Genomic DNA, 20,575 nt, shown 5'->3' on the forward strand with positions numbered 1-20,575 from the left:
AGTAGTCATATTGAATGGCGAGGCCCGGCAGTCAGGTAGATCCCGCGCTTGCTGGAGCGGAGATAAGTCGACGGTGGACAGGTGGCGGTCTCAGGTCAGTGGTGCCATTACTTCACTCCCTGCCACGTCTACGCCGATCAGGGGTAACTCGGCAAGCTCTTCAACTAGCATGCGGTCAATTGGATAACGGTATCAATTGGGGTGCGGCGCTAATTTAATAGCACAGTCGATGGCGATTTTGCGCTGGCTCGACGGCATCTGTTCGCGCGGCGCGGTGGCCTCGACCGTCGTAACTTCATCCTTCCGCACGACAAGGAACGAATTGGAAGCCGCTGCCGCCGGCATGTCGACCCTAAACCCGCCCGTCCCGTCCGGTGCGGGTGTCACACCTACCGCTTCTCCGAGACACGCTGCGAGCTGATTCGCGGCGACCCGCGTCATTACGACGGTATTATCGTCAAAAACGTTGTGGGCCGTGCCCAGAGCACAGGCTCCGATCATCAACAGCGGAGCTAGGGCGAGCAGGCGAATTTGGTTCATGGGCGGCAGCCGTATCCTGAATGCTATAGCCGCGTCGATAGCCAGTTGATCAGGGGCTATGAATGATTAGCGCGCCTCCCTCCGATAACGCCCCCCGCTATACCTGAGAGAGAAAGCGGGGCGCGGGGCACCAGGGAAGGAGACCCAAGCCAAATTAGGGTCCTCGTCTAATTGCCCCGCAAACCGCCATCGAACATCAAAGTGGTTAATCACGAACCATTCAAGCACAAGCCAGATTATGGCTTAAACGGGGGGTATGGGTATAACAAACCTTATCCATCGTTATGTGCCGACTTTAAACGTAGTCAGTAGCGCGTTTACGCTAGGCAAAGAAGAGCCGAAAACGTGGTGCCGGTGCAGGATTCACAGCCGCGACCTTCGGTTTACAAAGACGATGCCGCTCAGCATGCTTCGGTCATCAACCTGAGGCTTGCTTTGGCTCAGGAAACGGGTTTGTTTTATGTGCTCGTCTGTCAGCCAAACAGGTTGTTCATACCAGCCTCCTCGCGGAGCCAAACCCCATCACGACGCTTATACCGATAGAGTCTGACCCTAGCGCGGCAGCGCCGCAATAGTTGCCAAGTTGCGGCGATCGCGATCGTAATCGCGGAGCCAGCCCCATTTGTTAAAATAGCGGATCATGTTACGAATCTTGATGGGGTGCCGGCGCAGTCCGGCACCGGCGCTGCGATATTCGTGCGCGACCTGAGCGGTCGGCACATACATGGTGCGCCACGCGGCATTAATTCGGCGCGAGAGATCGACGTCCTCGCCGTACATGAAGAAGCGCTCATCGAACCCGCCCACCGCGTCCAGCGCTTCGCGGCGCAGCATCATGAAGCATCCGGACAGGAAGGGGAATTGCGCAGCCTGGTCATAGCTCCACGAGCGGAATTCGTAGCGCTCGTTGCGCCGCTTGGTCCAGCGCGAGTTGCCGAGAAAGCCGCGACCGAAGATGTCGAGCGGGTGCGGGAGGAGGCGGCAGAGATGCTGGATCGACCCGTCCGGGTAGCAGATCCGCGGCATCGTCAGCCCTACGTCTGCGTTCGCGTCCATGTAGCGCATCAGGGCAGGAAGCACCTCGGGGCCATAGACCAGATCGGTGTTCAACACTGCATGATAGCTCGCGTTGCCGGTAAGCGCAAACGCGCGGTTGTGTCCGCTACCATAGCCAAGATTGGCGCCTGCGTGCAGGAGCATCACGGCGTCGCCGTCGACCGCGGGAACGGGCAGCGGCTCGGGGCTGTTATCGACTAAGATGACGCGCGCGTCGGGAACGCTGGCGCGCACCTGCGCGATTGCACGCGCAATTTCCTCTTCCGGCGTGCGATAGAGGACAAAGGAAACAGCAAGGCGCGACATATCAGGCAACCTCGACGCGCAGGGCGGCCGCGTCCAAGCCGTCGAGCGCGAGGTCAAAACGGAGCGAAGTCTGCGCAGCGGAAACGGTGACCGCGACCGCCGCGCCGTTGGTGGCCGGTGTCACGCGGGCCGCCACCATCGGGTCGGCGCCGATCCGCCAGGTCGTCGCGCCCGTACGATCAACCGCGATGTCGAGCGGCAGCGTGATCCGCTTGATCGTTTGCTGTGCGCCGCCGTCGAGCAACAAGGTAATTTGTCCGCTGGCGCGACCAGCCCCGTCGAGGCTGACGGTGAAGAGCCTCGCGCCGGCTTCGTCGCGAGAGAAGCGACGTGACAGCAGCGCCACCCGGCTGCCGGCACGCTCCCGCCAGCGCGTGCCTGTTGCCACCAAGTTCGCGTTATCGCCCTGCAAAAGGGCATTGGCGGGGGCGATCGTGGGATAGTCAAAATGGTTGCCGGCCAGAACAATCAGGTCGGCGTCGCAGTCGAAGCCGTAGGCCGCCATGCCGCGCCCGGCCGCGCCGGTGCCGGTCATCTTGCAGCCGCTAAAGGAAATCGTCCGTGCGCCGCGACTTCTTAGCAGATGCTGGTGTGTGTTCTCGAAATAAACGTTCTGGAAGTGGATTGCGTTCGCATAGGCGCCCCCGGTCTCGACATCGATCGTTGCTCTGCCGGCAACGCCGCCCGCCTCCATACTGCCGCCGATCATCATGAAGCCGTCAGCGCCGCGCAGCCGCACCGATGCGTCGCTATGGCGGCCGAGCCGCGTGTTGATAAGATGGACCGAATTGCACGGGAAGCCCTCGACCGAGATGCCGGTGGCGCCGTCCATTAGATGGCAGTCGCGGATCACTGTCGTCTGCATGCTGCTGAAGGTGATATTGCCCTCGCGCTGGAGATTACTGGTGATTGCCTCGATCACGATCCCGGCGACCTCGCGCGTGGCGCGAACCTTGATCGCGTGCGACCCACCGTTGAGTGTTAGGTCCCTGATCGTGGCGTAGAGGAAGGCTACCGGGTCCTTGTTGACGATCTGCGGGGCGTCGAGGGGATGATATTGGTTGTCGATGACGCTGCCGTTGCGCGATTCCCCGCGCAACGTAACGTGGCTCGGCAGACGGATCGAGTCAGAGATAACGAAATGGCCGGTCGGGATGGTGATCGTCCCCGCCGCGGTTTCAACCGAGTCGATCGCCGCCTGGATCCCGGCCCAGTCGAGCGACTGGTCCAGCCGCTCGGCGAAGGGGTAGACCGCGCGCGCCTCTTGCAAAGTCTTAAAGCGCGAGGAGAGCGGGTGAAAGGCACCGTCTCCGATCGCACCAAAGGCGCGCGGCGACGCACCGGGCAACGCCGACGCCGACGCAGCCGTCGGCGTCGGGCTTGCGCAGGACGGTCCGATCAGCGCCACGGTGCTGATACCGCCCGCCACCAGGAGGTCGCGCCGTCGGGTACCGCCCGCGTTTTTGCCAACTTTCTGTACCAAGCCGTCCAATCCTGCCGTAGTGGAGCGAGCGACGCCCCTAGCAAGTGATCGAGTAACCGTGAACCCACCCACCGACGCGCCGCCGCGACCACGGGCGGTCATCGTGCTCTTCCATCCTGACGACGCCGCGGTCGCGGCGGTCGCGGCGCGAAGCGACGAAGGGCTCGCGCCTGTCGTCGTCGTCAACGCCATCGCGCCGTCGCAGGCCGAAATGTTGCGCAAGCTCGATGTGGAGGTCATCGAGAACGCCGATAACGTCGGGCTCGCGCGCGCCTTCAACCAGGGACTGGAGCGTGTTTTCGCCTCGGGCTCGGCCTATGCGATCCTATTTGACCAAGACTCGCGCCCACCCATCGGCATGGCCTTGACGCTTGCCGGGATCGCCGATGCCTTCCAGGCTGCCGGCGGGCAACTGGCGTGCATCGGTCCGGTGCCGGTCGATCGCAAGCGACCGAACGCGCGCACCACGGCGCGGCATGAGCGCGACACGCCGAGTGGCGTGCCGGACGCCGAGTCGGTGCGGACGATCATCTCGTCTGGCATGGTCATCCCCCAAGCCGCCTATGCGGCGGTCGGCGGCATGTGGGACGATCTTTTTATTGATCAAATTGATCACGAATGGTGTTTTCGCGCGCGCGCGGTCGGGCTTACCGTGCTGCTCGCCACTACCGTCACCATGCCGCACGACATGGGCGACGCCGGCTTCACCCTGTTTGGTCGCTACAAGCCGATCCATCGTTCGCCGATCCGACACTTCTACATCGTCAGAAATACCTTGTGGCTGGCACGCTGTTCCTTCATTCCGCGCGGATGGCGGATCGTCGAAATGGCCAAATTGGTTCTCCGGGGACCCAGCTACGTGTTCTTCAGCCGATCGCGTCGCGCTACCGTGACAGCGTTGATCCGCGCGATCGCCGCGGGCCTGCGGTCACTGCCCCCCAAACTGTGCTTGCCCGTAGCGTAAGCGAAGAGGATCGTTCGCTCTATATCGTCACGTGGCTCGTGATCCTTCTCGTCACCATACTCATACACGCGACGTCTGACGAGATCGCTTTCGCTGACGCACCGCAATACCTTTACTATATAGACAATCTTTTCTTTTTTCGTGGTGATGATTGGTTTGTATTTGAACCGTTTTCAAAGATAAATTTTATCGCACTTCGAGCGATGACTGGCGATACCGAGAAGACCGTCGCTCTGTCCCATTACTTTATTAGCACAGTATATTTAATCGGAACATTGGTCATATTTCCTCCGCGGCAGGCGAACTGGCGTGGGCTGCTAATGGCATTCGCACTATATGGATCGCAGCTTGCGTTTGTGACAATACGAGCGACGCCAGCCTATATGTTCACCGGCATCGCCATGATGCAGGCGTTCCGCGGTCGCTATGTTTCTTTGTTTTACATGGTGGTCGCCATCATGTTCCATATCTCCGCTGCACTCGCGCTCGTGCCGATGGCGATTGTTCTGGCGGGATCCCGAATCGGCGATCTCCGGTTTATTCATAATCCGAGATATTTAATCTGCCTGGCTCTGCTATTAGGCGCGCTTGCAGTCGTAGTAGGCCCCGCTGTTGTCGACGTCGTCAAAAATGTGTTTCAGAACATTCCGTTCCTCGGCAAATATCTTGTTTTCGCGGTTGGTACATCTGATACGAACGGCGCGAGTATAGTCGAGTCGTTCGCTATTGGCCATTTTGTTCTGCTGGCAGGTATTACGGCGTTTGTGTTCATGTTCCTGGTGGTTCCCGATCCACTTTTGCGACGCCTCAGCATCTTCGTTCTTTTCTCTTATGGCCTGTATCTCTTCGTATTCCTGGCCTTCTCGCCCGTTGCGGCGTTCAGACAGACGCCCTTCTGGGTCATTCCTGCCTTCAGCATCTTTCCGTGGGAGCGTGTCGGTTGGCGCGGTCCGGCACATATTCTGTTCTTGGCGCTCGCGCTCGGGATGTTTGTGTTCCAGTTTAGCCGCGTAATCTAGCGATAGCAGCTGAAGTACAGGAGCGGTCGGGTACGATAGTGCTCGAACGTTGCCTCAGTAGGTATTGCTTCCAAGCACTGCCCGCCAAATACGTCGGATGCGTTCAACCCAAGGCTATGACCGAATTGCCACCCTTTCGTTGGTGGCTGCCGGGCAGTGGTGATCACTCTCGCGAGTGCGATCTGCATTGGTCCGGAAATATGCGATCACAGGCCGGGCGGGTCTTCCGGCTAAATAGAAGCGAGATCATCCCGCGCTCGACAATGAGGCCTTGGCTGCCTAATGACCACAGGCGGTGGTCATCGCTTGCTGACACAAGTTGCGAGTTTCGGCAGTGACGGGGTTTATATTAGGTGTCTTGCCGTCGCACGATCAAGGAAACGCATGTCGAAACACGTAGGCCAGTTCGAGACCTTGCGCGGTGTCGCCGCGTCCTGGGTCTTTATCAGCCATGCTATGGCAATCGCTGAATTATCGTTATGGCCATTTAATGACGGTGGTTTGGCAGTGGATGTCTTTATCCTGCTCAGTGGCTTTGTGATTACATTGCTGGTTAATCGCCGACCGGAGCCTTATTCGGGATATATTTTTCGTCGTTCAATGCGGCTATACCCACTGTATTTGACAGCGCTTGCGCTTGGCCTGCTGACCCAAGGCTATGGTCCGCCGGCATTTGCACCGGTCTTGTTCGGGCAGGTTGCTTCGCCAGCGTGGTATGCTGTGGTCACGGGCCCTGAGGTCGTCCCCAACCTGCTGTTGCACTTGACGATGCTGCACGGGCTTGTGCCTGATACGATCTTAGCGAATGCAAGCACCGCCTTTTCGGGGCCTTTATGGTCAGTATCGCTGGAATGGCAGTTCTACCTTGTTGCTCCGCTAATTATCTGGCTTCTTGACGTCAGAGTGCCACGTCGGCGCATCATTGCTGCGATCAGTCTCGTTGCCATTTTCGCCGGGCAGATGGCGGCCGGCCGATTATGGCATGGCCAAGTGCCGGCGTTTCTACCTTTGCGTCTGCCCATCTTCGCGATCGGTGTGCTATCAGGACATTTGTGGGAACGCGCGCAGACGGCTCCGTTGCTGAAGGTGGGTGCCGTCTGGTTTGCTTGGATCGCGGTGCTGGCGATCGCGGGCCGCAATTTCGCCCCGTTTGTTGCTTGGGGCTTCACCTATGTCACTGCCGTCGCGCATGAGCGAAGTCGTTGGGCGAATGGCGTGAATACTATTCTGCTGTCCCGTCACCTGCGTTGGTTAGGCGAACGATCGTACGGGATTTACGTTCTTCATCTTCCGATTCTTTTATTCGTTGCCGCGACGCTGATCGTTCCCTTTGCCCGATCGCTCGGAAAACCGATGACATTCACTTTGCTGATGCTCGTGTATCCGCTTGTCGTTGTTTTAGCGGCAATCCTTTACCGTTTTCTTGAGCGACCGATCATCCGCTGGGCAAGAGCGGTCGAAGTCGAAAACCTTATTGCTATAAGGCGATCACGTTCTAAGTAAATCGACGCGAAATCTCTCGGTCACTTAGCGGGTTTCGAATTCGCATCGAAGTTTCATGCGACTATCAGACTGCGTCCGATAACCATGATTCCCGGACACAGCCCCTAGCGCCCGCCAACCCGCCATGGCACACCCAGACCATGTCCCCCCCACGACACCCCGCGCCCTCGAACGACCCCGCTGCGACGACGCTCGCCGCACGCACCCCCGACCAGCCCGCGCTCCCCGCGATCCTCAACGACAAGATCGAGCAGGCCGCGGCCTATGCCCGCGCCGCCCGCGCCGGGGCGACGCGGCGCGCGTATGAATCGGATTGGGCGATCTTCACCGCCTGGTGCGCGGCGCATCGGCTCGTCGCGCTGCCGGCGACGCCCGAGGTGGTGGCGGTGTTCGCCAGCGATCAGGCGGTGGGCGGGCTCAACCCGGCGACGATCGGGCGGCGGATCGCGGCGATCGGCCATTACCATCGCGCCGGCGGCCATCCCGCGCCGACCGCGCTGCCCACCGCCGGGCGGCTCGCCGAGGTGCTCGCCGGCATCCGCGCGGAACATGGCGGGGCGAAGCGCCGCAAGCAGCCCGCCGACGCCGCGGCGCTGCGCAACATGCTCGCGGCAATCGAGGGCGACGGGCTGCGGGCAGTGCGCGATCGCGCGATCCTCGCGATCGGTATGGCCGCGGCGTTGCGCCGCTCGGAGATCGTCGCGCTCGGCGTCGAGCATGTCGGGCTGGTGCCCGAGGGATTGCGGCTGACGATCGCACGCTCGAAGACCGATCGGGCCGGCGCCGGCGCGGTGATCGCCATCCCGGAGGGCTCGCGGATCCGGCCCAAGGCGCTGCTGCTCGCCTGGATGGCGGCGGCCGGGCATGCGGCGGGCCCGTTGTTCCGCCGGCTGTCGCGCAGCGACGCGCTGACCGAGGATGCGATGTCCGATCGTGCGATCGCCCGGCTGGTCCAGCAGCATGCCGCCGCAGCCGGCTACGATCCGACGCAATTCGCCGGCCATTCGCTGCGCGCCGGCTTCCTGACCGAGGGCGCGGCGCAGGGCGCGACGATCTTCAAGCTGCAGGAGGTCAGCCGCCACAAATCGGTGCAGGTCCTGTCCGATTACGTCCGCGATGCCGAGCTGTTCCGCGATCACGCGGGGCAGCGCTTCCTGTAGAGGGGCGTCCTTCAAAGGCGAGAGATCGCTCCAGGCCGAGCCATGATCCGATCGGTAAGAAAGGCGAAGTGTCCGCCGCTTCGCAAGGCCATAATCACACGGGTATTCACAAAGCTGCGGGCGGACCATGAACCCGTCGACGCCTCGACGTGTCGACAATCCGACGGGTCGGCGCGCGCATCAGTCGTCGGCGGGTGAGCGGCGGGTCCTCGAACAGGTCGCGGATGGCGCGCCGGCGGAAGGCGTTCCACCAGCGTTGCCAGCGATGCTCGGCGGCATCGTGGAGCATGTGGCAGCGCTGGCACAGAGCGGCGAGATTGGCGGCGGCATTGTTGCCGGGATCGTGGTCGAGATGCGCGCAGGCGAGCACGACATACGTGGTGCGCACCCCGGCGAGCGGCACCGTGCCGCGGCGCATCGCGATGCGGCGGCCGTCGCCGTCGCGCCAGCCGGTCGCCGCGCCGTCCCACCAGCGGCCGTCGCCGAGATGCGCGACATGGCGGCGATGCGGCCGGCGGCAGCGCTCGCAGCGCGCGCCGGCGCGCACGAAGCGGATGGCATTGGACACCTGCGGCCAGTCGATCGGGTAGAGCCAGCGGTTTTCGGCGCGGATCGGCATCGCGATTCTATGAATCATCGCCGAGTCGCCGCCAAGCCTTAAAGCGTCGGCGCGGGCAACGCCGATCGGTTCGCGACGAGCGGCGGTCGGTAGAGGGCGTGGAGGGTGATGCTGCGGTCGGTATCGTCGGCACCGATCCGGAAATGGTCGACCTGGCGCGCCAGGTCCTCCGCCGCGCCGGCGAGCGATTGCGCGGCCGCGGTCGCCTGTTCGACCATCGCGGCATTCTGCTGGGTGACGCCGTCCATATCGTCGATCGCGGTGGCGATCTGGTGAAGGCCGCGCGCCTGCTGCTCGGCGGTGCCCGAGACCGCGGCGACGAGCGTGGCGATGTCGCCGATCCCGGACACCAATCGTTGCAGCGCCGCGCCGGTTTCGCGCACCAGCCGGACGCCGGTGTCGACCTCGTGCGAGGAGGTGGTGATGATCGCGCTGACGTCGTGCGCGGCTTCCGCCGAGCGTTGCGCCAGCGCGCGCACCTCCGAGGCGACGACGGCGAAGCCGCGGCCGGCGTCGCCGGCGCGGGCCGCCTCGATGCCGGCGTTGAGCGCGAGCAGGTTGGTCTGGAAGGCGATGCCGTCGATCAGGGTGATGATCTCGGCGATGCGCCGCGACGACCGCTCGATCTGCCCCATCGCCTCGACCGCGCGGCCGACGACCGCGCCGCCTTGTTCGACGTCGCTGCGCATGCCGGCGATCGCGCCGTGCGCCTGGCCCGCGGCCGCGGCGGTGGTGGCGACGATGGTGGTGATCTGTGCCATCGCCGCGGCGGTCTGTTCTAGGCTGGCGGCCTGGCGCTGGGTGCGCAGCGCGAGATCGTCGGAGGCGATGCGGATGTTGCCGGCGCCGCTGGTGATGCCATGCGTGGCGACGGCGACCTTGGCGAGCGCCGCGTCGAGCGAGCGCAACGCCTGGTTGAAGTCGCGCCGCAGCCCTTCGTAGCTGTCGGGGAAGCCGTCGTGCAGCCGGTGGGTGAGGTTGCCGTCGGACAGCGCCTCGAGACCGGTGCCGAGCGCGGCGAGCACCGTTGTCTGTTCGGCGGTGACCGCGGCGCGGATCGCCGCGGCGCCGCGTTCCGCCGCCTCGGCCGCCGCGTGGCTGCGCGCCTGGCCGACGATCGTCCGTTCGAGCTGGGTGGCGAGCTGGATCAGCACCGCCGCCTCGATGACGACGATTACGGCATGGAGCAATACGCGCGGCAGGTCGGCACCGTCGGGGAACACCCAGGCGGGCAGCAGCAGGTCGGTGCCGAGGTGATGGACCGCGATCACCAGCGTCGCGGCGACGATCGCACGCCAGTCGCCGAGCACGGCGAGCGTCGCGAGCGCCGCGAAGAACAGCATGTGGAGGTCGATCTGCCACGCCGCGCCGGCCCATTGCGCGAGCAGCAGCGCAGGGTAGAGCGGCAGCGTCACCGCGAAGATCAGCCGCGTCGCCGCGTCGCTGCGCCCGGCCGCGGCGCGCAGCGACGGCAGGATCGCGAGCAGGACGGCGGACGCCAGCGCCCCCCAATGGCCCTGCGTCCAGCAGCCTGCGGCGATGACCGCGACGAAGCCCCAGATCACCGCCGCGAGCGCTCGCGTACCCGCCCGGCGCAGGCGATCGAGGTCGGCTTGCATCATGTCGTGGTCCGTCGGCTGGAGGCGCCGCAGAACGCGGCGGGTGCCACGATCAGCAGGCTGAAATGGCGCAGGGCGACGACCGCGAGCCGGTCGCGCCGGCCGAAGACGATCAGCGAGCCGGCGACCGGCCCGGAGGCGAGGATCGCGGCGTCGCATTCCATCGCCCAGGTGGCGGTGACGCCGCTCGCGGCCGCGGCGAGCGGTACGATGAGCATCGCGCCCTCGTGCGGCGGCAGCGCGATCGTACCGGCCAGGACCAGCCCGGCCAGCGCGAGCTGGAGCGTCAGCAATCGGTATCCCGCCCGCCCGCTTTCCATGCCCCCCGGCCCCCGTCGAATCCGGATTATTATAGCCGCGCGGCCGACATCATCGGGACCGGCCCCCCAACGAAACCAATATGCATCAGTAAACGTTACGTTCAGACAATAACCTGGGGGTCGTTTGTTCATCCTGCATCTGGCCCTCGGCGGCTGTCTGAAGTCGCCGCCCGTCGCTTATGGGATCACCGCGGATACCGGTGGGCATATCGCTTATGTGATCGAGGCGGCGCGGGCGCAGGCGCGGCGGGACGATGTCGACCAGGTCTCGATCGTCACCCGCCGGTTCGCCGATGCGCGGCTCGATTCCTGCCATGCGCGTGCGCGCGAGACGCTCGACGCCAAGGTGACGATCGACCGGATCGCCACCGGGACGGAGGCGTATCTGGAAAAGGAGGCGCTCGACGCCGAATTGCCCGCCTTCACCGCGGCCTTCTCGGCGCATCTGGCGGCGTTGCCGCGGCTGCCCGATGTGATCCACGCCCATTTCGCCGATGCCGCCGCGGTCGCGCGTGCCGCGCAGGCGCAATTCGGCATTCCCTTCGCCTATACGCCGCATGCGCTGGGGATCGACAAGCGCGCGGCCGGTCTGGAAGGTGAGGGCCTAGACGCGCGGATCGACGCCGAGCGTGCCGCGATCGCGGGCGCCGCTGCGATCCTGGTGTCGACCCGCGACGAGGCGGAGCGGCAGATCGGCGGCTATGGCGTGCCGGTGACGGGGCGCATCCACTGCCTGCCGCCCGGCGTGCCGCAGCGCGAGGCGGCCGGTGCCAACGATGCCGACACGCTCGCCGACCGGCTCGGCGACTGGCTCGACCGGCCCGAGCTGCCGATCCTGTTCGCGGTGGCGCGGCCGGTCGCCAAGAAGAACCTCGCCGCGCTGGTCCGCGCTTATGCCGGCGATCCGGTGCTGCGCGCGCGCGCCAATCTGGTCATCCTCGCCGGTCGTCACGATCATGCCGTCGGCGAGGAAGCCGCGGTGCTCGCCGAGCTGCACCGCCTCGCCGCGGACCCGGCGCTCGCCGGGCGGATCGCGCTGCCGCCGCGGCATGACGCGGCGGATGTCGCGGCGCTCTATGCGCGTGCCGCGCAGGGCGGGGTGTTCGTCAATCCGGCGCTGCACGAGCCGTTCGGGCTGACGCTGATCGAGGCGGCCGCGGCGGGCGTGCCGGTGGTGGCGACGCGCAACGGCGGCCCGGCCGAGATCGTCGCGCGGCTGGACCATGGCGTGCTGATCGATCCGCGCGACGATGCCGGCATCGCCCGCGCCTGCCGTGCGATCATCGGCGATCCCGCCCGCCACGCCGCGTTCGCGCGCGCCGGCCGGACGCGGGTCGGCGCCTATTGCTGGACGGACTATGCCGCCGCCTCGGTCGCGATCTATCGCGACATCGCCGCGCCGCGGCTGCTCGCCTGCGACATCGACCATACGCTGACCGGCGACAGTGACGGCGCCGCGGCCTTCGCCGCGTGGCGTGGCGCGTCGCCGCTCGGCTTCGTCGTCGCCACCGGGCGCGGGTTTGAGGCGGCGCAGGCGATCCTCGCGCGTTGGCAGCTGCCCGAGCCCGATGCCTATATCGTCGATGTCGGGACGCGGCTGCTGCTCGCCGACGGCGCCGGCGGCTGGCGTAATTGCGTTGAATATGCCCGCGCGCTCGACGCCGGCTGGGACCGCGCCGCGGTGGTGCGCGCGCTGGCGCCGCTGGGCGTGACGCCGCAGCCGGTCGAGACCGAAGGCCCGCACAAACTGAGCTTCTTCGGCACCGCGGCGGAGGCCGCGGCGATCCGCGGCACGCTCGCCGCGGCGGGGCTCGGCGCGCGGGTGATCTTCTCGCACGGCGAACTGATCGACGTGCTCGCGCCGGCGGGCGGCAAGGCCGCGGCGATCGCTTTCTACGCCGCGCGCCACGGCTGGTCGCTCCGCCGGTGTATCGCGGCGGGGGACAGCGGCAACGACGCCGACATGCTCGCCGCCTGCGGCCACGCGATCGTCGTCGGCAATGCCGGCGCGGAGCTGGCCGACCTCCCCGCGCGCGCCGGCCTGTACCGGGCCACCGCGCATCATGCGGCGGGGATCGTCGAGGGGCTCGACCGGCTCGGCCTCGTCGCGTCGGCGACCGCGCCGCTGGCGCAGGCGGCGTGAGGCCGTTCGGCTATTTCGTCCATCACCAGGGACGCGGCCATGCCGAACGCTGTGCGGCGATCGCCAATGCCTTGCCGCCCGCGCGGCCGCTGACCTTGTTCTGCGCGCGCGACGACATCTTCCCGGCGCTGCCCGATCATGTCGCGATCGTCCGCCTGCCCTCGCTGTTCGAGCCGAGCGGCGACGAGGCGGGGGCGATGGACTGGGTGGCGACGCCGGAGACGCTGCATTGCGCGCCGCTGGGCTGGCCGGGCATCCGCCGCGCGATGGCGACGCTGGCGAACTGGTTCGACGCGGCCGATCCGGCGCTGATGATCTGCGACGTCTCCGCCGAGATCGCGCAGCTCGCGCGGATCTGCTCGGTGCCGCACGTCAAGGTGCTCCAGCACGGCGACCGCGGCGATCCCGGCCACCGCGCGGCTTATGACGGCGCGGCCGGGCTGCTCGCGCCGTTCCACGCGGCGCTCGCCCAGCCCGAATGGGATGCAGGCATGCGCGGCAAGACGTGCTTTGCCGGCGGGCTCGGCGTCGACACCCGCGTCCCCGAGCGCGAGGTGGCGCGGCAGCGGATCGGCGTTGCGCCGGACGAGGAGATGATCCTGGTCGTCGCGGGCGGCGGGGGCGGCGGGTTCGCGGCCGCGCCGCTCGGCGTCGGCGCGCGCGCGACGCCGGCCGCGCGCTGGATCACGATCGGCCCGGTGCAGCGTGACTGGCACGCCACCGAACCCGCCAATCTCGAGCATCGCGGCTGGGTCGACGATGCCGCCGACCATATCGCCGCGGCGGACGTCGTCATCGCCTCGACCGGCAACACCACCTGCCAGCAGATCCTCGCCGCGGGGCGGCCGTGGCTGGCGGTGCCCGAATGGCGCTATTTCGATGAACAGCATCGCAAGGCCGAGGCGCTCGCCGCGGCGGGCGTGGCCTGCGTGCGGCCGCATCTGCCGTCCTCGGCGGCCGGCTGGACCGCGGCGCTCGCCGAGACGCGCGCCGGCCACCGCCCGACGGCGCAGCGCGCGATGATCGCCGACGCGCCCGCCGAGGATGCGGCGCGCTGGCTGGAGGCGTTGGCGGAGCGCTTGTGGACGCCGCAGATGGTCGACCCTGCTCCCGCACCCGAGCGCGCATGACCCCCGCCCATCCATCCCGTCACCCCGGAATCCGTGTGGTGACCTCCCGAACCCCACGAATCCCAGACCGGATCGACATTCAGTCGAATTCCTCCCCCGCCAGGGGGAGGTGGCATGCCGCAGGCATGACGGAGGGGGAGGTAAGTGCCACGTCCGTTCCGTGTCCTCCCCCTCCGTCACGGCTTCGCCGCGCCACCTCCCCCTTGCGGGGGAGGACTTTGCTCCGTCCGTTGATCTCGCCCAGCCCCCCTCTCTTACGGAACCCGCTATGACCTCCATCTCCGTCGTCACGCTCGCCAAGGGGCGGCCCGATCATCTCGTCAATCTCGTCCATGGCCTGACGCGGCAGCGCCACATGCCGGTCGAGCTGATCGTCGCGGTGATGCAGGCCGACGCCTATGACCTGCCCGCCGCGCCCTTCCCGATCCGCCAGATGCACATCGTCGCCGACGCGCTGCCGCTCGCTGCGGCGCGCAATGCCGCGGCGCGCAGCGCGCAGGGCGAGGGGATCGTCTTCCTCGACATGGATTGCATCCCGACACCCGATCTGGTCGCCGATTATGCCGGCTTCCTCGCCGATACCGACGCGCTGCTGATGGGCGAAGTGCTCTACCTGCCCGGCGGGGCGACCGAGGCCGATCTGTCGATGGAGCGGTTCGAGGGGATCGCGGTGCGCCATTCCGACCGCCGCGGCCCCCCGCCGCAGGGCGTCGAGCGCTGCAACGACTATCGCTGCTTCTGGTCGCTTAACTTCGCGATGCGGCGCGCGACCTTCCTCGATATCGGTGGCTTCGACGAACGCTATGTCGGCTATGGTGGCGAGGACACCGATTTCGGCAAGACGCTCGACCAGGCCGGCGTGGAGATCGCCTGGATCAAGGGCGGGCGCGCCTATCACCAATATCACCCGCACCATATGCCGCCGGTCCATCATCTCGACAGCGTCGTGCGCAACGCCGAATTGTTCGAGGCGAAATGGGGCTATCGCACCATGGGCCATTGGCTGCACGCCTTCCGCCTGATGGGGCTGGTCGACGATACCGCGGGCCGGCCGGTGCGCATCCTGCGCCGCCCGGGGCCGGAGGATCTCGCGCTCACCGGCCAGCAGAGCCACCAGCCCTATGCCAATACCGCGAGTGTCATCCGCCTGCTCGAGGCGCGCGCCGCGGAGGCGAAAGCGGACGGCAGCGCGCTCGGTCTCGCCGCGGCATGAGGGCCGCGGCATGAGGATCGCCGTGCTGGCGCACGTCCGCCAGCGGATCGCGCAGCCGTTCGCGGGCGGCATGGAAGCGCATTGCTGGCAGCTCGCCGCGGGATTGCAGGCGCGCGGCCATGACGTGACGCTGTTTGCCTCGGGCGACAGCGATCCGCGCTTCGCGATCGATCCGGTCGTCGCGAAACATTACGAATGCGTCTTCCCCTGGGCGGAGCATCGCGGCTCGGCGCCGCTGATCGCGCATCTCGACGCGGGCTATGCCGCCGCCTGCGACCGGATCGCGGCCGGCGGCTATGACGTCGTCCACAACAACAGCCTGCACCGCTTCGCGATCGAGCCGCGGCGCACCGCGGCGACGCCGACCGTCACCTCGCTGCACGTCCCGCCCTATGATGCGTTGCACTGGTTCGTCCGCGCGAGCGCGACGCCGGGGCATCGCCTCACCGTCACCTCGGCGACGCAGCTCGCCGCCTGGTGGCCCGAGGGCGCGCCGGCGCAGGCGTCGGTGCTGCACAACGGTATCGACGCCGATGCGTGGCGTTTCGCGCCGCAGGGCGACGGCAGCGCGCTCTGGTGCGGGCGGATGACGCCCAACAAGGGGCCGCATTTCGCCGCGCAGGCGGCGCTGCGGGCCGGCGTGCCGCTCACCTTGTTCGGGCCGATCGAGGACCCCGATTATTGGGCGGCCGAGGTCGCGCCGTTGCTCGGGCCGACGGTGCGCTACGGCGGCCATATCGCCGGCGGGGCGCTTGCGGCGGAGATGGCGCGCGCCTCGATATTCCTGTTCACCCCCTGCTGGGACGAGCCGTTCGGCCTCGTCGCGGCGGAGGCGATGGCGTGCGGCCTGCCCGTCGCCGCCTTCGACCAGGGCGCCGCGCGCGAGGTGATCGGCGAGGCCGGCGCCTTCGCCCCCGCCGGCGACGTCGCCGCGCTCGCCGAGGCGATCGGCACGGCGCTCGCCATTCCCCGCACGGTGCCGCGTGCGCGGGTCGAGCGGATGTTCACCCGCGACCTGTGGCTCGACCGCTGCGAGGCGCTCTATCGCGCGGCCGGCACCGATCGCGCGGCGCTCGCGGCATGACGGTACCTGCACCGCTGGCGCTGCTCGACGCCTGCTATCGCGCGCATGTCGGCGCTGGCGCGGCTTATGCGCTGGTCGATTTTCCCGATCACGCCAATGTCGGCGACAGCGCGATCTGGCTCGGCGAGCTCGCGATGCTGCGGCGGGTGACGGGATGTGGACCCGTCTACGTGTCGACATGGCATGATTTCGATGCCGACGCCTTCCGCCGCGCCTGCCCGACCGGCACGTTGTTCCTGCATGGCGGCGGCAATCTCGGCGATATCTGGCCGCATCACCAGCGTTTCCGCGAACATCTGCTGGCGACCGTGCGCGACCGGCCGGTGGTGCAATTGCCGCAGTCGATCCATTTCCGCGATCCCGCCCGGGCCGGGCGGTTCGCCGCGCTCGCCGCGGAACATCCCGATTTCACGCTCTATGTGCGCGATGCGCGCAGCCACGCCTTCGCCACCGCGCGGATCGCCTGCCCGGTCGATCTCATCCCCGATTCCGCGATCGCGCTGGGATCGCAGCCGCGCGGCGACGCCGAGGTCGCGCTGCTGATGCTGTTGCGCAGCGACGACGAGCGGCGCGATCATGGCGGCGCGCCCGCGTCGCCGGCGCGCGTCGTCGACTGGCTCGACGACGATCCCGATGTGCCCGCCGGCACCGGCGTCGCGGCGCGCGAGGCGCAGGCGCAGGCGCGCGTCGCGCGCGGGCTGCGGCTGCTCGCGCAGGGCGAGGTGATCGTCACCGACCGGCTGCACGGCCATATTCTCGCCGATCTGCTCGGCATTCCCCACGTCGTGCTCGATAACGATTACGGCAAGATCGCCGCTTATGCCGCCGCCTGGCCGGCGTCGGCGCCGGTCGCGACTGCGGCGACGATGGCGGATGCGCAACGCCTCGCCGAGCGGCTGCGTACGGGGTGAGCGTGCCTCCCGATGTCAGCCTGCTGGTCTGCACGCGCGACCGCAGCGCGTCGCTGGCGGCGACGCTCGCCTCGATCGACCGCGCCGTCGCGGCCGCCCCGGCGCTGGCGGTCGAGGTGATCCTCGTCGACAATGGCTCGCGCGACGACACGCCGCGGCGGCTGGCGGCGTGGCGGCCGCTTTTCCCCGTCCACCGGCTGCACGAGGCGCGGCCCGGCCTCGCCCGTGCGCGCAACCTCGGCCTCGCCCGCGCGCGCGGCCGGATCGTCGCGATGACCGACGACGATTGCGTCCTCCACGCCGATTATTTCCCCGCGTTGGTGCAGGCGTTCGCCGAGGTGGCGGGACCGGCGATCATCGGCGGGCGCATCCTGCTCGGCGACCCCGCCGATCTGCCGGTGACGGTGAAGCTGGAGGATCATCCGATGACCGCGCCCGCGGGCAGCTTCCCCGGCGGCTTCGTGATGGGCGCCAACCTCGCCTTCACCGCCGACGTGCCGCGGCGGGTCGGCGCGTTCGACGCGCGTTTCGGCGCCGGCGCGCCGTTCGTCGCCGCGGAGGATACCGACTTCCTGGTCCGCGCGATGCGTCAGAACATCACGCTGCACTACGACCACCGTTTCGTCGTCGACCACCATCACGGCCGCCGGCGGCTGGACGAGGAGACGGCGTTGCTCGCCGGTTATGGCTTCGGCGACGGCGCGCTCTACGCCAAGCACTGGCGCGATCCGCGTATCCGGCGTGCGCTGGCGCGCGACATCGCCGATTTGCGCCGCGACCTCACCGACCCCGTCACCACCCACGGCGGCATCCGCGCCTTCTACGCCTTCCGCCTGCGCCACAAGCTGCGCGGCGCGGTCGGCTATTGGCGGCATCGCCGCGAATGCCGCGCTAGCGGCCGGTGAGCACCGCTTCGGGATCGAGCAGGGTCAGCGCCGCGCCCGCGCCGGCGATGCGCGCGTCGTGCCAGCGCCACAGCACCAGATTGGTGCCGCCGCGATGCTGGACCGACGGCACCAGCGCGCCCTCCGCGCCGGCGTCGTGCAGCGTCTGCGCCAGCGTCCAGCTCGGCGGAATGCCGCCGTCCAGCTTGAAGATGCGGCGCCATTCGCAGTCGAGGATCGCCGGATCGGCATCGCGCAGGTCGGCGATCGCTTCCGCGACCAGATCGTAGGCGACCAGCGTCCCCGGCCGCACCAGATCCTGATGCATCTCGCGGATCGCGGTATTGTAGTCGGCGGACAGATAGAGCGCGGCCATGCCGGGCGGGTTCCAGCGTCCGCCGGTCAGATGCGCGCCGCTGTCGAACGGCTGTCCCTGCCAGCGGACGCCGAGCATCCGCCAATAGCGCGCGGCGAGCGGGTGGAGCGGAACGGCCATGCGCGCGCTGTAACTAGCCTATCGCCCCGTCTTTACCGCCGTCACGCATAGACGCCCTGGTCCATCGTCTCGAGCGTCCACAGCACCGCCGCGGCCTCCCCCGCCTCGACCAGTTCCTCGGCGGTCTTGCCGAACCCGGCGATCGGCTGATGCCGGAACCAGATGATCGCCTTGCCTTCGTCGCCGGACAATTCGGCCGCACGCGCGATGATCCGCGCGATCTCGCCGAGCTTGGCCTGCACTGCGGGACTTTCCGGCTTGGCGGCCATCGTGTTGCGGTTGACGTGCGCCAGCCGTGCCAGCCGCGCCATCGGCAGCCGCAGCCGGTCCGCCATGCGGCGCGGGGCGATCATGTCGTGATCGCGGATATCGTCGAGAAACGCGGCTAGCATGAGTGCACTCCCTGCCCGTTATATGCACCCGAAATCGTTGCGGCGCAATGAAGCCACGGTTCAGCTTGGCGGGTTTATCCGTCGGACAACCAAGGAGGATGTATGACACGCATGACGATCGCCGCGCCGCTGCTGGCGCTGCTCGCCGCGACCGGCGCCTGGGCCAGCGTCGATCCCTCGCCCAAGCCGGGCGGCGTCTACCGGCTGAAGCCCGGTATCTACGTCGCGAAGGGGGCGAGCTGCCGCGATCCCGCCAATGCCGAGATCCGCCAATATGACGGCCGCGGCCTCAGCACCGCGCACACCCGCGCCTGTCGCGCCCGGGTGCTGTCGCACAAGGGGAATCGCTATACCGTCAGCCAGTCGTGCATCGACGCGGGCGCCGGCTCCGCCCCCCGCTTCGTCGAGCGCCAGACGGTGACGATCGCCGATGCGCTCGCCTTCACCCTCGCGACGCGTGGCCCCGCGACCGCCTATCATTATTGCCCGATCGACCAGCTGCCCGCCGGATTGCGCAGCGCGGTGCGGTGATCATATGCCACTGTGTTGCTCGTCCAATACAGTAGTGATAGCATGGCGCATCCGTTTGGGGGGCAGCGATGATACGCAGGTTGGTAGGAGGAGCGATCGCGGCGCTGTCGCTGGCCGGGGGAGCGGCGTCGGCGCAGGAATATCGCCCCGCCTTCCACCCGGAGACGTTGAAAGGGCCACCCGTCGGCAGGCCCAACGACGTGTTGGTGCTCGGGACACCGCACCTGTCGAGCCTGCCCGACGACTTCAATCCGGCGACGCTGGCGCCGTTGCTCGACCGGCTCGCGGGCTGGCGGCCGACGGGGATCGCGACCGAGGATATGTCCGGCCTGCAATGCGATGCGCTGCGCCGCTATCCGTCGCGCTACGCCGAGACGGTGGAGGCCTATTGCCCCGACCCCACCCCTGCCGGTCGTGCGATCGGGCTCGACGTCCCCGCCGCCAATGCCGAGGCGGAACGGCTGCTCGCCGCCTTGCCCGCCGCCCCGTCGCCCGCGCAGCGGCGCCGGCTGGCGGCGGTGTTCCTCGCCGCGGGCGAGCCGAATTCGGCGCTGGTGCAATGGCTGCGGCTGCCCGTAGCGGAGCGACATGCCGGCGACGGGCTCGACGCCGCGCTGGTGGCCGCGCTCGATGCGCGCCGGGTATCGCGAAACGAGGGCAGCCTGATCGCCGCAATGCTCGCCGCGCGGCTCGGGCTCGACCGGCTGTGGAGCGTCGACGACCATTCCGCCGACGCGCCCGACGGCGCCGATGCGGCGGAGCGCAAGGCGTATCAGGCGGCGATGGAACGGGCATGGGACAATCCCGCCAATCACGCCCGCGAGGCGGCGGAGGCACCGCTGCGGCGCGGCCTGTCGCAGCCCGGCGGCCTGCTCGCTTATTATCGCTTCCTCAACACGCCCGAAGCGCCGCTGCAGGTCTATCGCGCGGATTTCGGCGCCGCATTGGTCGATCCATCGCCGCAGCAATCCGGCCGCACCTATGTCGGTTATTGGGAGACGCGCAATCTGCGCATGGTCGCGAACATCCGCGACGTGCTCGGCCGCTATCCCGGCATGCGGATGCTCGCCATCGTCGGCGCGGCGCACAAGGGGTATTACGAGGCCTATCTCAACCAGATGCACGACGTGCGGCTGGTCGATCCGCAGGTCGTGCTGCGCTAGCCGCAGGGGGCGCCGACGACATGCTGGTCGCCGGCGCCC

The 20,575-nt window shown here is 67.6% G+C and carries 20 protein-coding genes; 12 read left to right on the forward strand and 8 right to left on the reverse strand.

The annotated features are described in order from the left end of the window. Window positions 1-192: 192 nt before the first annotated feature. The 3 genes from SFC76_RS16530 to SFC76_RS16540 all read right to left on the reverse strand — a co-directional run bounded on the left by SFC76_RS16530 (window position 193) and on the right by SFC76_RS16540 (window position 3,385). A complete protein-coding gene (locus SFC76_RS16530; protein ID WP_322850505.1) occupies window positions 193-540 on the reverse strand; it encodes a hypothetical protein in 348 nt (115 codons plus the stop codon). A 552-nt stretch (window positions 541-1,092) separates the two neighbouring features. Continuing rightward, window positions 1,093-1,902, reverse strand: coding sequence for a glycosyltransferase family 2 protein (locus tag SFC76_RS16535; protein WP_322850506.1), 810 nt, complete (start codon window positions 1,900-1,902; stop codon window positions 1,093-1,095). Between the two features lies 1 nt (window position 1,903). After that, on the reverse strand, window positions 1,904-3,385 hold the full coding sequence (locus SFC76_RS16540; protein WP_322850507.1) for a glycosyl hydrolase family 28-related protein: 1,482 nt from the start codon (window positions 3,383-3,385) through the stop codon (window positions 1,904-1,906). 58 nt (window positions 3,386-3,443) lie between these two features. Here SFC76_RS16540 and SFC76_RS16545 point away from each other — a divergent pair, with 58 nt between their 5' ends. From SFC76_RS16545 to SFC76_RS16560, 4 genes are all read left to right on the forward strand, one after another. Then, window positions 3,444-4,349 carry a glycosyltransferase gene (locus SFC76_RS16545; RefSeq protein ID WP_322850508.1) on the forward strand — a complete coding sequence of 302 codons (906 nt, stop codon included), beginning with the start codon at window positions 3,444-3,446 and terminating at the stop codon, window positions 4,347-4,349. A gap of 38 nt (window positions 4,350-4,387) precedes the next feature. Further along, the gene (locus SFC76_RS16550; RefSeq protein ID WP_322850509.1) at window positions 4,388-5,368 is read left to right on the forward strand and encodes a hypothetical protein; all 981 of its coding nucleotides are present in this window, start codon (window positions 4,388-4,390) and stop codon (window positions 5,366-5,368) included. Window positions 5,369-5,752: 384 nt separating this feature from the next. Continuing rightward, on the forward strand, window positions 5,753-6,871 hold the full coding sequence (locus SFC76_RS16555; RefSeq protein WP_322850510.1) for an acyltransferase: 1,119 nt from the start codon (window positions 5,753-5,755) through the stop codon (window positions 6,869-6,871). 140 nt (window positions 6,872-7,011) lie between these two features. Then, complete coding sequence (locus tag SFC76_RS16560; RefSeq protein ID WP_322850511.1) at window positions 7,012-8,031, forward strand: site-specific integrase; 1,020 nt, start codon at window positions 7,012-7,014, stop codon at window positions 8,029-8,031. Window positions 8,032-8,137: 106 nt separating this feature from the next. Here SFC76_RS16560 and SFC76_RS16565 read toward each other — a convergent pair whose 3' ends face one another. The 3 genes from SFC76_RS16565 to SFC76_RS16575 are packed head-to-tail and all read right to left on the reverse strand — an operon-like array spanning window position 8,138 to window position 10,589. Further along, complete coding sequence (locus SFC76_RS16565; protein ID WP_416222437.1) at window positions 8,138-8,650, reverse strand: hypothetical protein; 513 nt, start codon at window positions 8,648-8,650, stop codon at window positions 8,138-8,140. A gap of 38 nt (window positions 8,651-8,688) precedes the next feature. Then, window positions 8,689-10,272: a methyl-accepting chemotaxis protein gene (locus SFC76_RS16570; protein ID WP_322850513.1), complete on the reverse strand. Its 1,584-nt coding sequence runs from the start codon at window positions 10,270-10,272 to the stop codon at window positions 8,689-8,691. Continuing rightward, on the reverse strand, window positions 10,269-10,589 hold the full coding sequence (locus SFC76_RS16575) for a hypothetical protein (RefSeq protein ID WP_322850514.1): 321 nt from the start codon (window positions 10,587-10,589) through the stop codon (window positions 10,269-10,271). Before SFC76_RS16575 ends, SFC76_RS16570 begins: the two co-directional genes overlap by 4 nt. 124 nt (window positions 10,590-10,713) lie before the next feature. Here SFC76_RS16575 and SFC76_RS16580 point away from each other — a divergent pair, with 124 nt between their 5' ends. The 6 genes from SFC76_RS16580 (at window position 10,714) to SFC76_RS16605 (ending at window position 17,975) form a co-directional block, all read left to right on the forward strand. Next, window positions 10,714-12,732, forward strand: a complete 2,019-nt coding sequence (locus SFC76_RS16580; protein WP_322850515.1) for an HAD family hydrolase — start codon at window positions 10,714-10,716, stop codon at window positions 12,730-12,732. Next, window positions 12,729-13,862: a glycosyltransferase gene (locus SFC76_RS16585; RefSeq protein WP_322850516.1), complete on the forward strand. Its 1,134-nt coding sequence runs from the start codon at window positions 12,729-12,731 to the stop codon at window positions 13,860-13,862. Before SFC76_RS16580 ends, SFC76_RS16585 begins: the two co-directional genes overlap by 4 nt. Before the next feature lie 268 nt (window positions 13,863-14,130). Next, entirely contained in the window at window positions 14,131-15,075 is a 945-nt protein-coding gene (locus tag SFC76_RS16590) for a glycosyltransferase family 2 protein (RefSeq protein WP_322850517.1), read from the forward strand. A 10-nt stretch (window positions 15,076-15,085) separates the two neighbouring features. Further along, on the forward strand, window positions 15,086-16,159 hold the full coding sequence (locus tag SFC76_RS16595; protein ID WP_322850518.1) for a glycosyltransferase: 1,074 nt from the start codon (window positions 15,086-15,088) through the stop codon (window positions 16,157-16,159). Beyond that, the gene (locus tag SFC76_RS16600; protein WP_322850519.1) at window positions 16,156-17,070 is read left to right on the forward strand and encodes a polysaccharide pyruvyl transferase family protein; all 915 of its coding nucleotides are present in this window, start codon (window positions 16,156-16,158) and stop codon (window positions 17,068-17,070) included. The genes SFC76_RS16595 and SFC76_RS16600 overlap by 4 nt, the downstream gene beginning before the upstream one ends. Window positions 17,071-17,072: 2 nt before the next feature. Beyond that, on the forward strand, window positions 17,073-17,975 hold the full coding sequence (locus SFC76_RS16605; RefSeq protein WP_322850520.1) for a glycosyltransferase family 2 protein: 903 nt from the start codon (window positions 17,073-17,075) through the stop codon (window positions 17,973-17,975). On the opposite strand, the gene SFC76_RS16610 is transcribed toward SFC76_RS16605, so the two are convergent. Both SFC76_RS16610 and SFC76_RS16615 read right to left on the reverse strand, forming a co-directional pair. After that, window positions 17,962-18,450 carry an RES family NAD+ phosphorylase gene (locus tag SFC76_RS16610; protein WP_322850521.1) on the reverse strand — a complete coding sequence of 163 codons (489 nt, stop codon included), beginning with the start codon at window positions 18,448-18,450 and terminating at the stop codon, window positions 17,962-17,964. The two genes, SFC76_RS16605 and SFC76_RS16610, sit on opposite strands and share 14 nt — an antisense overlap. 41 nt (window positions 18,451-18,491) lie before the next feature. Further along, window positions 18,492-18,842 (reverse strand): hypothetical protein, encoded by a 351-nt coding sequence (locus SFC76_RS16615; protein WP_041394159.1) that lies wholly within the window; start codon window positions 18,840-18,842, stop codon window positions 18,492-18,494. 102 nt (window positions 18,843-18,944) lie between these two features. On the opposite strand from SFC76_RS16615, the gene SFC76_RS16620 reads away from it, so the two are divergent. Together SFC76_RS16620 and SFC76_RS16625 are read left to right on the forward strand one after the other, a co-directional pair. Then, entirely contained in the window at window positions 18,945-19,373 is a 429-nt protein-coding gene (locus SFC76_RS16620) for a hypothetical protein (protein WP_322850522.1), read from the forward strand. A 68-nt stretch (window positions 19,374-19,441) separates the two neighbouring features. Continuing rightward, on the forward strand, window positions 19,442-20,536 hold the full coding sequence (locus SFC76_RS16625; RefSeq protein WP_322850523.1) for a DUF5694 domain-containing protein: 1,095 nt from the start codon (window positions 19,442-19,444) through the stop codon (window positions 20,534-20,536). Window positions 20,537-20,575 lie beyond the last annotated feature (39 nt).

Origin of the sequence: Sphingomonas sp. CD22 (genome assembly GCF_034556155.1) — a bacterium.
Lineage (GTDB): Bacteria > Pseudomonadota > Alphaproteobacteria > Sphingomonadales > Sphingomonadaceae > Sphingomonas.